This is a genomic window from Anaerostipes sp. MSJ-23 (genome assembly GCF_018918155.1).
In the GTDB taxonomy this organism is placed as follows: domain Bacteria; phylum Bacillota; class Clostridia; order Lachnospirales; family Lachnospiraceae; genus Anaerostipes.
This window is the reverse complement of the sequence record NZ_JAHLPY010000002.1, coordinates 161104-174920: the sequence shown is the minus strand read 5'-3', so window position 1 is coordinate 174920 and position 13817 is coordinate 161104. Positions and strand designations below refer to the sequence as shown.

At 34.8% G+C, this 13817-nt stretch carries 13 protein-coding genes; all 13 read right to left on the bottom strand.

The features are described from left to right. Window positions 1–123 precede the first annotated feature (123 nt). The 13 genes from KQI71_RS02745 to KQI71_RS02685 all read right to left on the bottom strand — a co-directional run bounded on the left by KQI71_RS02745 (window position 124) and on the right by KQI71_RS02685 (window position 13687). A complete protein-coding gene (locus KQI71_RS02745; RefSeq protein WP_216433856.1) occupies window positions 124–930 on the bottom strand; it encodes an AP2/ERF family transcription factor in 807 nt (268 codons plus the stop codon). Between the two features lie 443 nt (window positions 931–1373). Further along, window positions 1374–1982 (bottom strand): sortase, encoded by a 609-nt coding sequence (locus tag KQI71_RS02740; RefSeq protein WP_216433854.1) that lies wholly within the window; start codon window positions 1980–1982, stop codon window positions 1374–1376. After that, window positions 1979–2716 (bottom strand): LPXTG cell wall anchor domain-containing protein, encoded by a 738-nt coding sequence (locus KQI71_RS02735; protein ID WP_216434186.1) that lies wholly within the window; start codon window positions 2714–2716, stop codon window positions 1979–1981. The genes KQI71_RS02740 and KQI71_RS02735 overlap by 4 nt, the downstream gene beginning before the upstream one ends. After that, window positions 2706–3542 carry a class C sortase gene (locus KQI71_RS02730; RefSeq protein ID WP_216433853.1) on the bottom strand — a complete coding sequence of 279 codons (837 nt, stop codon included), beginning with the start codon at window positions 3540–3542 and terminating at the stop codon, window positions 2706–2708. The genes KQI71_RS02735 and KQI71_RS02730 overlap by 11 nt, the downstream gene beginning before the upstream one ends. Window positions 3543–3638: 96 nt before the next feature. Further along, complete coding sequence (locus KQI71_RS02725) at window positions 3639–5306, bottom strand: isopeptide-forming domain-containing fimbrial protein (RefSeq protein WP_216433850.1); 1668 nt, start codon at window positions 5304–5306, stop codon at window positions 3639–3641. Between the two features lie 56 nt (window positions 5307–5362). Beyond that, window positions 5363–8218 (bottom strand): Cna B-type domain-containing protein, encoded by a 2856-nt coding sequence (locus KQI71_RS02720; RefSeq protein WP_216433848.1) that lies wholly within the window; start codon window positions 8216–8218, stop codon window positions 5363–5365. 12 nt (window positions 8219–8230) lie between these two features. After that, on the bottom strand, window positions 8231–8821 hold the full coding sequence (gene lepB, locus KQI71_RS02715; protein ID WP_216433846.1) for a signal peptidase I: 591 nt from the start codon (window positions 8819–8821) through the stop codon (window positions 8231–8233). Beyond that, window positions 8793–9293: a hypothetical protein gene (locus KQI71_RS02710; RefSeq protein ID WP_216433844.1), complete on the bottom strand. Its 501-nt coding sequence runs from the start codon at window positions 9291–9293 to the stop codon at window positions 8793–8795. The genes lepB and KQI71_RS02710 overlap by 29 nt, the downstream gene beginning before the upstream one ends. Window positions 9294–9430: 137 nt before the next feature. Beyond that, window positions 9431–10573 carry a tyrosine-type recombinase/integrase gene (locus tag KQI71_RS02705; RefSeq protein WP_216433842.1) on the bottom strand — a complete coding sequence of 381 codons (1143 nt, stop codon included), beginning with the start codon at window positions 10571–10573 and terminating at the stop codon, window positions 9431–9433. Window positions 10574–10930: 357 nt separating this feature from the next. Continuing rightward, window positions 10931–11818 carry an SIR2 family NAD-dependent protein deacylase gene (locus KQI71_RS02700; protein WP_216433840.1) on the bottom strand — a complete coding sequence of 296 codons (888 nt, stop codon included), beginning with the start codon at window positions 11816–11818 and terminating at the stop codon, window positions 10931–10933. Then, on the bottom strand, window positions 11769–12542 hold the full coding sequence (locus KQI71_RS02695) for a protein-ADP-ribose hydrolase (RefSeq protein ID WP_216433838.1): 774 nt from the start codon (window positions 12540–12542) through the stop codon (window positions 11769–11771). The genes KQI71_RS02700 and KQI71_RS02695 overlap by 50 nt, the downstream gene beginning before the upstream one ends. Window positions 12543–12692: 150 nt before the next feature. After that, a complete protein-coding gene (locus KQI71_RS02690) occupies window positions 12693–13088 on the bottom strand; it encodes a pyridoxamine 5'-phosphate oxidase family protein (RefSeq protein ID WP_216433837.1) in 396 nt (131 codons plus the stop codon). Window positions 13089–13255: 167 nt separating this feature from the next. Then, entirely contained in the window at window positions 13256–13687 is a 432-nt protein-coding gene (locus tag KQI71_RS02685) for an Rrf2 family transcriptional regulator (RefSeq protein WP_216433835.1), read from the bottom strand. Between the last annotated feature and the right edge of the window lie 130 nt (window positions 13688–13817).

Genomic DNA, 13817 nt, shown 5'->3' with positions numbered 1-13817 from the left:
CAAAGTTAAATACCAAATACTGCATAAATATAAAACATGGAAAAGAATTATTTTTGTAACAAATTACAAATGATTATTTTAATAAACTATTTAAAGAACTTTATGTCTGATTAAGTTTTACCTTTATTTCTTTTTTTCCTGTCGATCATACCACTCTAGAAATTCGCCAAACAAAAAATCCTCCTTTTCTTTTCTTACAGCAGCAGCTTCTTCTAATGTCTGATAACTTCCAAGACTCTTTGTTTTTCCCTGGAATGTTATTTGCGCTATCCATTTGTGGGTTTTCTTATTCCAATAGACACCACGAACACCGCTCTTATTATTTTTATTTAATTTTTTTGAGCGAATTGCTTCCACGCTCGTTCCATTTACAAAATGAATATTTTTCTTAATATCGACGTTGCATCCACAACTTGTTGTGTGTCCATTTTGCAGATTTGACTGCTGAACGTCTAATTCATTTCCACAATCACAACGACAATGCCAAAAATGAGAACCTTTTCTTTTTCCTGCATAGTGAAGCACCGTTAAATTACCAAATTTTTTTCCAACATACTTTTTTAATGGTGGTTTACTAAGACAGCCGCAACTTTTACGCCGTCCATTGGTCAAATGACGTGTTGGTATTTCTATTATTGCTCCGCAATCACATCGACAGATCCAAATCCACCCATCTTTTGGATCTGTCTTATTTGCTTGTACAATCGCCGTAAGCTTTCCAAACCGTCTGCCTCTTAAATCAACTTTACCCTTTATTGACGAACATCCACAATCCATGGCTGTTCCACACATTAATTTACGGTAATCTACGAGAATATCATTTCCACAGTCACAGTGACACTTCCAGATCATATACCCGTTTTTTCTTTGATCTGTTGGTTCTATTACCACAAGTTTTCCAAATCTTTTCCCTATTAAATTTTTTTTCATTTTAATCCCTTACAACAAGTATATTATGATATACTTATACTCCTATTCTATTTTTTCGTTGAGTATCCTCCTCTACGAAAAATATCGCAAGTCTCTACGTTTTTTGAGGGGTGAAAACGATTTTGACCAGAGTTCTTGACGATAAAACAAAAAATGTTTTCTTTTCTATAAAATAAAAATCAGTTTGTGATCACAACTGCGACCATAATTATCTCATCAATTATGAAAGGAAAAAAGTACTGCTGAATACTTATTATACATTGCAATTTATGCATAACATGGGAAATCATAAATTGATTGATTTTATAGTTGTAACCTAAAATATATGAAAGGTTTCAATATATCCGATAGGAGAATTTCAAACCTATCTTATTTTAATAAAAAGCTTTTCGTAGAGTAGGATACCCAGCGACTAAAATAAAGCACTCTGACGCCTACTTTTTTTAACGAATTCTAATGCATCGTACCGCACATCTTGTTTGTCCTCCTGTATTACAGGTAAACAGTGTAAGATCCCAACTATCTTTTTTCGTTTTTATCGTCATATCCTTTACCTGTACTGGCTGCAAAGTTTCTCTTGTAACAACCTTATATTTCCACACAACATGCTCCATATCCGTGAAATATACACTGCTTCCAATAGCCAACCATTTAATTGGACTAAAATGTCTTGCATAGTTATGCCCTGCGATGACCATATTGTCCATATAAACAGAACCAGAAAACCTTCCTGGTGCAATTTTAAGGCCCGCATAACTCCATTTTGACATAACTGGAAGATTTAAACCTGCAGATGGAATCGAAAGATAACCAATGTATTCATATCCACCGATTTTCACTGTTTTCATTTTTTTGTATGTATCTGTAATAAACGAAGTTTCCGAAGTAGAATTTACTTCTTTATCAAGCTTTTTTTCCAACTGTTTTAATACCAATGCAGAAGCTTTTTGTGCTCTCTTTGCATCCCACTGATTATACAGGAAAAGAGACAGTGCTAAAAACACTAGCACCGTCCCAAGAAACATACAAAAAATACCTACTTTATGTTTCATTCGTTCTTTCCTTTCCGTAAAACCCATCCAATTACAATCATGAGCATTCCAGAAATAGCTAGTACAGGAATCGGCCAATCTAACTGTCCTGTCTGTGGCAGTCTAGAACTACGGGAACCTCCACCAGAGCCTCCAGAGCCCCCTGGATTATTCGGCGTATTCGGATGATTTGGTGTATTTGGATGATTCGGTGTATCTGGCGTTATTGGTGTCACTGTTTCTACCTTTGGTGTCGCATCTACATCATACGTCCAATTCTCTCCATCTTTCATTGGTACCGATACAAGGAAAGAACTAATTTTTTCATAACCTTTTGCTGCCTGGTTCTGTTTTAAAAGATAAAGACCTGTCGGAAGATTCTCAAACACCACTGTTCCAGTCGTTCCAATTGTCTTTGTTACTTTCTTTGAACTTGGTGAAATCTTTGCCTCAAGCTGCTTCGCAAGATTACTATCATCAAGATTTTCAAGCTTGATACCACAGTTTTCAAAACCATTGATATATATGTATTTTAAATTGCCATCCATATCCTGTTCTATAGAAGCTACCTGATAAAGACAAATCTCTCCACCAGAAACAACCTCTTTTTTACTGTTACGCAATGTAACCCTGATAGAACCTGTTTTTTCCTCAGGTATACTGTCATCTGCACGGACAGGAACCATATATCCTGCAGTCACTGTGATAGACAATAGAAAAACTGCCAGCCATTTTAACATACAATTATTTTTCATTCTTTTCACCTCGTGTTTTCTTTCTTCTATTACGAATCAACATCCAAACCAATAATAGGAACAAAAGAATCCCTGCAATGATTGGTGCAATAACAATTGGTTCAATCTGATAAGCATCTGAAATGACTCTAATATTGCTATCTTTTTTATTTGGTATCCGATGTCCACGGACAAGCAACCGATGCGTATTAATTCCATATGGAGTACACGTCATAAGAGTACAATAATCTTTTCCTTCTTGTATTTGCAATTGATCAACCTTATCTGGCAAAACAATTGAAATTGAATCGACTTCATAAGTTAATAATCGATCTAATATTGTAATTGTAAATGTATCACCTTTTTCAAGTTCATCTAGATTTGTAAATAATTTTGCACTTGGAAGTCCTCTATGTGCAGAAATAACGCTATGCGTACTTGTTCCACCAATTGGAAAACTAGTCCCTTTTAAATGACCTGCTGCTGATTGCAATATACTGTCACTCGTCCCATGATAAATGGGCAACTCAACTCCTATTTTTTCAATCGAAATATAACCCATCATTCCTGTTTTCTCAATATTTAAAATATTGTTATAACCAGGTAATTGATCCGGTTCATAAAAATACGAGGGATGTTTTGCTAGCATTTGATTGTACAACTCTGCCTTTTTAAAATAAGCATTGTAGTCATCTTTTTTCATTTTTGAAACCGCCGTATCATAATCAATCACCGCTCTTGATTGATTTTTCTGATTGATATAATTACTGATCGTCGGATATAACAGTACGGAAAGACCCACGAAAAATACCAATATTAAAATGATTGTGCTAAAATGTTTCTTCATGAGTCACTCCCTAATGTTATCAGGAACCAGGCAGGAAATTCTCCTGCCCAGTTCTCTTTTGTTTTAATTTTAAATAGCTTTCTTATCAAGATTTCATTATCTTGCGCTCATACGTTTTTTTGTAATGAGTAAAACAGCTGCGCCAAGCATTAAGACACCACCGATAATATAGAAGATTGTTGTACCAATACCACCTGTAGATGGAAGAGTAGAACCTGATTTGTTTGTAACTTTAATTCCAAAAACTCCATCGCTATATGTAATATCATGATTGTCAGAACTCCATGTGATATTTCCACCAACTAATGTTGTAGAACCATCCTGTGTTGCGGAAATAGTAAATTCAATTGGGTCGATTTTGTTGTATCCTTTAGGTACAACCGTTTCTGTCAAAGTATATTTTCCAGCATTTAAACCTGTAAACTGAATCTGACCATTTTCATCAACAAATGCTGTTACCTTTTTGCTTCCTGCATCTGCAGTCTGGGATGTTATAACAGTTTCTTTTTTGTATTTTTTTGTTGTATTTTCATATTTACTCTGATCCATTCCTTCTGTGTTTGGATCATCTGTTGTGTAAGTACCATCTTTTAATTTCCAGTATGTACCATTCTCATTTTCTACAAACGCCTGTCCTGTTGTAAACTTAATTGTCTGAAGGTTTTCTCCTGTCAGAGTAAATTCAGCCCCTGTCAGCTTATTTCCTTGTTCATCTACTTTTAAAAGTTTTAATTCTGTAACATAAGTTTTTGTCACTCTATCTGGAGTTTCCCCTGTTGGTACTTTATCTCCTGGAATACCAGGTTCTTTATCTCCTCTTTCAGAAGAATTTGGATTGTTAGAATATTCCAGCTTTACTGTATTCGTGTTAGGATCTTTTCCAATCACTGCATTTTCATTAACTGTAGCATTATATTTTACAGAAATGTCTGCACCTACTTCAAAGTTCTTGATATTTTCAAAAGCAAGTTTAAAACTTGTTGTTCCATCTTGATTTGTTGTTGTATACACATAATAATCTGTATCCTTTGTTAATGGTTTTCCTCCAACCGTTACTACAAAAGAATCTTTATCTAATGTCAATCCTTTTGATAATGTATCATTAAGGACATAATAATAGTATTTATACCCTTTATAATCTGGAACTTTACCAGTTACTTCATAATTAATTGTGTCACCAATTGCAGCTGTATCTGTTTTTTTACTGTCATCTAATGCTTGGTTTGCATCTGTATCAATAATTTTCTTATCAATGTCAGGAGTTGTTGATGTTTTTGGTGTCATCTCTGTAGGACCTACAACGTCTACCATATAACGGGAAACAGTATCCTTCGTCTCACCTGTTACTTCGTCTGTTACAATATAGTAACCTGTAGGAATTGTAACTGTCTTTTCACTTCCATCACCTGAAATCGTTGCGACTTCTTTGCCACCTTTAACATATTCATAGGCTGCATCTCCAAGTTCATTATCTTTTTTATCTTTCAGGGCATTAAGAATCTCTTGTGCTGTTGCATTTGATGTCACAGAAGAACCTTTTCCAAGATTCGATAATTTTTTTGTTCCATTATCTCCTGTTGTTACATCTCCAGTTAAAATCTGATATACTTTGTAAGTATGTCCTGCTGTTGTTTTAATTTTTAACGTACTGTCTGCTGCAAATGTTGTAACACTCATTGCCAGTACCATTACAAGACTCAATAACAGAGTCCATGTCTTTTTCATGATCTTCATCATCATTCCCCACTTTCTTTTGTAAATCATTTTTTATTGGATACTTTCATAACCTGGAATAGTTTTCAGGCTAAGAGTGCAGAACCTTACATCTCCCTCCCTCTTCGTCTACATCTCAAATAATATCCATACAACAATGCTGAGCCCATAAGAGCAACTGCAATGATTGTAAACATTTTTGTTCCTGGCCCACCAGTTTCTGGAAGCTCATAAATCTCTCCCTCTTTTTTATTAGTAAGTTCAATTTTGTAAATCACGGGCTGTGCCTCGACTTTCTTATATAGATAAAATGTTTGTGCTGTTGTTGAACCACCATCCCCTGTATGATTGTTCGATAATAAGAAGTAATCATTATAACTTCCTAATACATTGCTCCATTCAGACTTTGGATTACTTGGCGGTCTCTTTCCAGGAGTTCCAGTATACCAGTTATAATAAAACCAACATTCCTGTTTGACATCGGAACTAATATCTCCCTGCCCATTATTTTTTAAATATCCATTGACAACTTCGTTATAAAGCGTCCACATCTTATGGGTACCATGCTGATGTGCTGTCATTTCTTTTCCCGTTCCAGTTTTCCATATAATATTTCCAGAAGGATTTAAAATATACTGACAATCTTTATAAACTTTATCTCCTACTTTTAAATCCCCTTTTTCAACATTGGTTTTTTGTTGACTTCCATCTGCCCAGTGTGCTCCATTCTTTGTAGCTGTCAGTGCTCCAACTGATCCTGTTTTTGGAGAAGTCGTTAAAATAAATTCTCCATTATCCTCAAAATCATCTGTTAATACCCAGGCAGTGGTTTTCTCACCAAATTCTTGTTTCTTTTCTTTATTGACGAACTTAAATCCGTTCACTTCACTTTCTGAAACATCATATGAGATTTCTTTCTTCGATCCATTTTCAAAAGAATACCTTGGCACGGTCCATTCATATGTCCAATTATTATCTGCCGAAAGAGAAACTTTGGCATCTTTTATCGATGCTTCTTTTCCATCTGCATTTAATGTTACTTCAATACTTGATGGAAGACCTTCTGTAAGTTTATTTCCTTTTTCATCCTGCCAGTTTTTTGATACTCGAATCGTTGTATATTCCTGTGTCTCCTCTGCTTCTCCTTTCGATTGATAAGTTGCATCGACTGTCATATTTACCGTTCGGACTTTTCCATATACTGGATCAACCTTTTCAAATGGATATAACGTTTCTCCATTTTTTGTAATTTCCTTGGTGTCCTTATCAACCTTCCACTTATTATTATTCTTTTTACTTAACGATTTTGTGCTCTCAAGATAATATCCTGGCATATTTTTTCCTGCTAAATAATCACTGGAAAATAAAAACTCTGCACCACTTTTTTCTGCTGTCCATAAGGCACCATCTTCTCCACCATCTGATTTCAAATATGGAGAATAAGAGGTTCCATTTGCTGCTGTGATCGGTCCTTTTGATAATGCTAGATCTGCCGATATCATGTTTGTTGGAGTAATGGTACTATCTGCTCTGATAAATTTACTATTTCCAGGTCCTGTAGCATCACTTGTCAAAAGAAGATAGTGATTGCCCTCCTTAATCGATGTTGCCTTTACCCAAAGCGTATCACTCTCTTTCCACTCATTAGTCTGATCCAAAGAAATATCTAAATTATATCCATTGATATATCCATCAACCTTTTCTAGCTCTACTCCATAGGAAACATCTTTTCCATCTCCATCAACTCTCGAAACATTTTTAAATGTCACTGTATTGCTATCGGTTCCTTTATTCAGTGTGACTGTTCCTACTCGTTCACCTGTTTGCTGATTGATCAAATAAACATTCACTGCTTTATCCCTTGTACCCGACCAATTTAGGTTTACTGTCACTGTCACATTACAAGTATCAACCGTGCTTTTTGCATCCCCTGCTGCTTTTACACTCTTCTTTGTTTGCTTTTGAATTTTCTTTTTAGTTGACACCTCTTTTGTCTTCTTCTCGGATTTCTTTTCGGTTGTTGTTTTCTCGGTTGTCTTTTCTGTCGTTTCCCCTGTTTTTTCTGTTTCTTGTTCTTTATTCTCTGGCAATGCACAATAACCAATAATGGATCGATCATTGATAGAATATATATTTTCTTTTACCTCTTTGGAAGAATCACCTTCCACAACTACAAAACTAGTTATCTTTCCTTTTGAATCTTTTTTAACAGTTTCTAGAATTCCAACATGGTCTGCCACTCCATCTTCTTCCTCCGAATCAAGAAAAACAATATCCCCAACCGTTGGTTGATAGTTATCTGCATTATGATAAAGTTGCGCATCCTTTAGATTTACCATCCAAGCTTCACATCCAGAATTTACAGGTACCTCTTTTTGCGGAATCCCTGCATAATGCAGACAAAATGCTGCAAACATTACCGACCAATTGCCATATTTGTTACCATACCATTCTCCATATCGCGTATAACCATCTTTCGTTTTTCCATCCTCATCCAATCGGAAATTTTTTGTACTCTCTTTATAACCAACTTGTGATTTTGCAACATCTACAAGATCCTTTGCCCATACACCACTTAATTTTTGCGGAATTGTTTTTTCCCAGTCTGTTTCCGTCTCTGCATCTGCCTTATCGTCAGAAATACATTCCATGGTATGTTCATGTTCCGGAATCTTACAAACAAGTTCTTTCTTATAACAATCCTGCGTATGTTGATGTCCTCCTTCTTCCGTGGATTCTTCCTTTCCGCAAATCAATACCTCTTTATAACAATCCTCCGTATGTTGATGTTCTTCTTTTCCACATTGATAATCCGCTGTCATGGAAACTCCTTTTTGATGAAGCCATCCATTTACTCCAACAACTGTAATCAATGCAAGTACAATAAAAATAGATGCATATTTTCGATAGTTTTTACGATTTGTTTTAATTTTTTCTATATATTTGTTTAAATTCTCTTTCATCCAGGCACTCCCCTATTTCATAATTGAAAAGTCTTTTAATGGCCATATTCTTAAAAAAACTTTTCCAACAATTTGTTTTTTATCTATACACCCAATTGCACTGCTACGACTATCAATCGAAACACTTCTATGATCCCCAAGAACAAAATAACGATTTTCCGGAACTTGATAAGGAAATTTCAGATCACACTCTCCCAATGCAAGTTCATCAACATAAGGCTCATCAAGAACCTTTCCATTTACACTAACCTCCCCTTTTTCATCAATGTTGATTACGTCTCCCGGTCCCCCGATTATTCGCTTGATTAAAAGTTTATTTTGCCAGCTAAAGCTGCAAAGATCTCCTGTATTTAAATCATGTGTTTTTATAAGAAGAAGAATATTGCGATCATGTAAAGTTGGTTCCATACTATCGCCAGATACCTGAAGAACTGGAAATAACAAAGTTGCCATTAAAACAGCAATAGCCGCTACAACAATTAGCGATGAAATCGTACTTCGCAATATTCGCCGATATCGGCTTTGATAGGCAAGACGATTCCTTTCCTGCGTCACTTCTTCCATAGAAGGAATCTCAACCGGCTTCAGATTCTCCTGCTTCATTTAATGCCTCCTTGCTCAACTCTTTATGCCAATCTAGAACTTCGATGATTTTTCTTCGATAATCATCCCACTGACCTTCTATTTCCTTTGTGGCCTGCTCTTTCATTAACTTGCACTCTTCTTCTATTTCTTCTTTTTTCTGTTTTGCCTGCGCTTCAATTACCTCTGCTTTTTGTCTGGCTTGCAGTATAATCTGCATAGCTTCCTGTTCGGCATTTTCTTTTACCGATTGTATATAAGCTTCCTGTTCAGCATTGACTGCTTTCACTGAATTTAAATAATCATCTGCTGCTGCTTGTGCTGATACAAAAACCTCATTAATATTAAGCGATGCTTCTGCAATAGAGCCGGCCTCTTCAATTTTGATATTGCGCTGATGAAGCTGATCCCATAGCTCATCTTTTTCTTTTCTGATTCTTTCCTCATCACTTTTAAGCGCGTATATAATTTCAATCAGTTCTGTGCGCTTCATTCTGCGCAATCCCTTTTCGGCCATATCCTATTCGCTCACTTTCTTTTGACATTGCATTTTTTTCGTGGAGTATTTTACTCTACGAAAAAAACTATGATTTCCTTTTATTACCATAAGTATTAATACCTATGACCAGATTAGCTGACAATAAATAAATCAGATAAACGCTGCATATTTTCTCTTTTCATTTTCATTGTTGGATGTACATAACGATTCATTGTAATATTGACATTGGCATGTCCAAGAATTTCACTTAAACTTTTAATGTCAAATCCAACTTCAATACATCGAGTAGCAAATGTATGTCGCAAAGAGTGAAATTTCACCGGCTGAAGACCTGCTTTTAACAATATTTTTTTAAAATGATTTTGCATTGTACGAGGTTCTACATATTTGGTATCTTTTCCGGTTAAGACATAACCATGATTTATTTGAGATAAATGTTTTATAAGAAAAATGAGATTATCTGGAATTGGTATCGTTCGTATAGAACAAGAACTCTTTGGTGAAGTTATAATAACTTCCGTTTTTTTTGCGGAATTTCCTTGTGTCTGCAATCTTTGCATCGTTTTATGAATATAAATTGTCTTTTCATCAATTGAAACATCTTCCCACCGAAGCGCGCAAAGTTCTCCAATTCTTATTCCAGTAAATAAACTCAATAGAATTCCAAAGTTTCGATTGGATAAATGATCAACTAAATAGTTGCATAAAATAGATTGTTCTGAATGACTGAAAATATACATTTTTGCAGCAGACTGTTTTATAACAACTTCTTTTCCAGTACATTGCGTTTCAATTTTTTGAAGATTTGCATAAGATAGAATACTTCGAATAACAGAAAGTATATCTACAACTGTTTTTGGTGATAATCCCTGATGTTGTTTGCCTCCTGCTAAGAGAAGATTGTTACAAAACATATTTAACTGATTAGCTGAAATTTCGTTCACATTTACATTGTAAAATCCTTTATAAATATAAGAATGAATAATATTTTGATATTTAATATATGTGGATTTTTTTATTTGAGGTTGCAAAGATCTAAGCCATAAATCTGCAAGATCTGTAAATATAGCTTTATTTTTGATTAGTTTTTTGTTTTCAACAGAATCTTTTCCTAATTGTTTTAAAACTTCATAACGTTTCTTTTTTGCTTCAAGATAAGATTTTGCATAAACATATCCATAAATAGCCCTCCCTTCTGGTGTCCTTTCTTTGATATAGCGTGCTTCCCACCTACCATCCTTTCTTTTAAAAATACTTTCACCTTTTCTTGACATAATATGACCTCCATATTAATATTTTTTTGAAGCTTGTTTTATCTCTAAGGTCTGCCCTAAATTTTATATTTTATGAAAATCATATATGACTATAATTCTGACTATAATAAACAAGTGTATGTGAGGTCCAATTACCTATTATAAATGTATTTTTTCGATTGTTGTAACTAAAAATGGAAATTTTTATTGACATTACAATTTTAAGATGATACTTTTAAATAGAATATAGAATTTTTGCGTTTATTCATAAAAAATTTATGCTATGATTTGTCGAAAATTCTTCGTAGAGTAAAATACTCTGTGAATGCAAAAAAGGACATTACCTCGAAAATAATCTGATAATGTTCTTTTCTGTTTTTATTTGTTATTTTTAAATCGTAAAACTTCTACTATTATCTTTCGGATATCTTCATCTATACAGATTGCCTGTTTTCTAATCTCATCCGGCACATAAGCTTCTCCGTAATTGATACATATATATGTCGATTTTGGATTTTTTGCAGTCATTCTCCAGAAAGGATATTTTATGATAACAGGGGTATTTCCGCCTACACCTAGTTCTAGATAAACTATTTTCATTCCTTCATGTCTGCGCACAAATTCATCATATCGATTCTTTGCTCTGTACCATCCCTCATCCTGTACAAAGGTCTCATCACATCGAAGATTCATGGTCATTGGTGCACCACACTGCGGACATCTTGGAATCAGTTCTGTTGGAATCTGCATATCACGCTGTTGTTCTACCATAGCACAAATTGCAGTTTCATTATCATAAGTCTCTTGGTGGCAAAACTTACTGCACTGAAACAGTCCATAATCTCCCTGTGTATAAAAAAGACGTTTTTTATCAAACCCTGACTTTTGAAAACAGTGATCCACATTCGTAGTTAAGACAAAATAATCCTTATCTTTTACAACTTCCATAAGCTTTTCATATGTGTCATTCGGTGCATCCACATATCTGTTCCAGTAGATGTGTCTAGACCACCATGCCCAGTACTCTTCCAGACTGTCAAATGGATAAAATCCCCCGCTGTACATATCCTGAATTCCATATTTTTGTCTGAAATCAGAAAAATATTTTTCAAATCGTTCTCCAGAATAACTGAATCCAGCAGAAGCAGAAAGACCAGAACCCGCTCCAATCAACACAACATCTGCCCTTTCGAACGCATCTTGTAATCTGCCTATTTCATCTAAGTAATTCTTCATAGATTTTTTTGTCAATGTCCTTGAAAACATTAAATATCACCTTCGTTATACTACTTTCTTTCTGCATAAATTCATTGACTGTCTGCACTGCAATCTCTGCAGCTTTTTGGTTTGGAAAATGAAACTCTCCTGTTGAAACGCAGCAAAATGCAATACTTCCAAGGCCTTTCTGTGCTGCCAATTCCAAACAGGAACGATAACAGTCCGCCAATAATTTTTCATCTCTTATTCTGACATGATCATATATGATCGGCCCTACTGTATGAATGACATATCTGCTGGGAAGATTATATCCCTTTGTAATCTTTGCCCTTCCTGTTGGCTCTTCATATCCCTGCTTTTTCATAAATTCTGCACATTCAAGACGAAGCTGAATCCCTGCATAAGAATGAATGCAATTATCAATACATCTATGATTTGGCACATAGCAGCCTGTCATACCACTGTTTGCTGCATTTACAATGGCATCACATTTAAGAGAAGTAATGTCTCCCTGCCATACGCTAATACCTTTTTTAATCTCTGGAAGTTTCTCTACATCAACAATACCTCTATCTGTATTTTCTTTTTGTAAATATTCATCTTGCACTGCAAGAAAAGCCGGCGTAATCTTTTTGGGCCTTCGAATATTCATCATTCCACGCAACAATTGTTTCTGTTCTACTGATCCAGACGGTATTTGCATATTTTTGTATTCATCACTTTCTTTTAACAATTCTCTAATTAAAAACTGTCTACGTTCGTTCTGATTCATAGTTTACCTCTTGTTTCGGATTACCTATCTTGGACAAATTTTCACATACCTTACACCGTACAGACAGTGCTTGTAATCAATGACTACAGGATAAAATTTCCTGCAGGGAAAGCTTCATCATATTTTCTCTTTTTTATGTACATTATACTACTAAAATTCATATGGTGGATTTCCAGAGAAATCCGCAATCACACCATGTGGATTTTCCAAATAGAACACTTCAAAAATGGGATTATCTGCTGTTTGATACTGTCCTTTTACAATAGGATTCTTCATACATCCTTCTTTTACACTCATATCATTCTCAAAAACTGCCTTACCAGCAAGACGGATCCATGCATATTCTGGTGATGAGACAGAAATCTCGATTTCTGGATTCTCAAGCATATCCTTATAAACATCTTTTGTATTGTTTGTACAGAACCAAAGCTTTCCATCCTGTTCAAAGCAAAACATAAAAGGACGACACTTTGCTTTTCCATCGCGTCCTACGGTTGCAAGATACTGTACTGGGTTTGCCTGTAAAAATTCTACTACTTTCTTCATGATTATGATCCTCCATTTTGTTTTATATGCAGACGGCCGCCCTGCTATTTCTTTTGTTGTAATCATTATTGTTACATTTATTATTATATTTATTTTTTGTTGTAATGTCAATGGTTACATCATTTTTAAAAAATAGAGCATAATCAAAACAATTATGCTCCATTTTATTATTTAATATATTTTTCTGCATCTCTTCTAATATCCAAAAGTGTAATTTTCTGCAATTCTGCTTCCATTGCTTTTTGAATATGCTCCAATTTTTCATCTAAAATATGATGAATATTTCTCCCTACCGGACAATCTGGATTTGGATTCTCATGGAAATGAAACAATTCTCCATGATCTATACATTCCACTGCACGATAAATATCTAAAAATGTAATTTCCTGAAGTGGTCTAGCAATAGAGGCTCCCCCTGTACCTCTTGCTACATTTACAATTCCTGCTGCTTTTAATTGTCCAAGAATTTTTCTGACAATCACCGGATTAACATTTGTACTTCCTGCAAGAAATTCACTCGTAATTTTATATTCATCTTTGAATGTATCAATACACGTCAAAATATGCACGGCCAACGTAAATCTGCTCGAAATCTGCACGGTAAAACACCTCTCTTTTTTCTTTGCAGTATAGCATTTTTATGATGTAATTTCAACGTTTACATCTTTCCCATATTTATAAAAATTGTTCTCAGTGATAACTTCTTATAGAAATTTTCTGTTCTCGAAA

What these genes read in the sequence shown, in the direction of transcription:
- KQI71_RS02745 (WP_216433856.1), bottom strand. Translation starts at nt 930, where the DNA reads ATGAAAAAAAATTTAATAGGGAAAAGATTTGGAAAACTTGTGGTAATA.
- KQI71_RS02740 (WP_216433854.1), bottom strand. Translation starts at nt 1,982, where the DNA reads ATGAAACATAAAGTAGGTATTTTTTGTATGTTTCTTGGGACGGTGCTA.
- KQI71_RS02735 (WP_216434186.1), bottom strand. Translation starts at nt 2,716, where the DNA reads ATGAAAAATAATTGTATGTTAAAATGGCTGGCAGTTTTTCTATTGTCT.
- KQI71_RS02730 (WP_216433853.1), bottom strand. Translation starts at nt 3,542, where the DNA reads ATGAAGAAACATTTTAGCACAATCATTTTAATATTGGTATTTTTCGTG.
- KQI71_RS02725 (WP_216433850.1), bottom strand. Translation starts at nt 5,306, where the DNA reads ATGATTTACAAAAGAAAGTGGGGAATGATGATGAAGATCATGAAAAAG.
- KQI71_RS02720 (WP_216433848.1), bottom strand. Translation starts at nt 8,218, where the DNA reads ATGAAAGAGAATTTAAACAAATATATAGAAAAAATTAAAACAAATCGT.
- lepB (WP_216433846.1), bottom strand. Translation starts at nt 8,821, where the DNA reads ATGAAGCAGGAGAATCTGAAGCCGGTTGAGATTCCTTCTATGGAAGAA.
- KQI71_RS02710 (WP_216433844.1), bottom strand. Translation starts at nt 9,293, where the DNA reads ATGAAGCGCACAGAACTGATTGAAATTATATACGCGCTTAAAAGTGAT.
- KQI71_RS02705 (WP_216433842.1), bottom strand. Translation starts at nt 10,573, where the DNA reads ATGTCAAGAAAAGGTGAAAGTATTTTTAAAAGAAAGGATGGTAGGTGG.
- KQI71_RS02700 (WP_216433840.1), bottom strand. Translation starts at nt 11,818, where the DNA reads ATGTTTTCAAGGACATTGACAAAAAAATCTATGAAGAATTACTTAGAT.
- KQI71_RS02695 (WP_216433838.1), bottom strand. Translation starts at nt 12,542, where the DNA reads ATGAATCAGAACGAACGTAGACAGTTTTTAATTAGAGAATTGTTAAAA.
- KQI71_RS02690 (WP_216433837.1), bottom strand. Translation starts at nt 13,088, where the DNA reads ATGAAGAAAGTAGTAGAATTTTTACAGGCAAACCCAGTACAGTATCTT.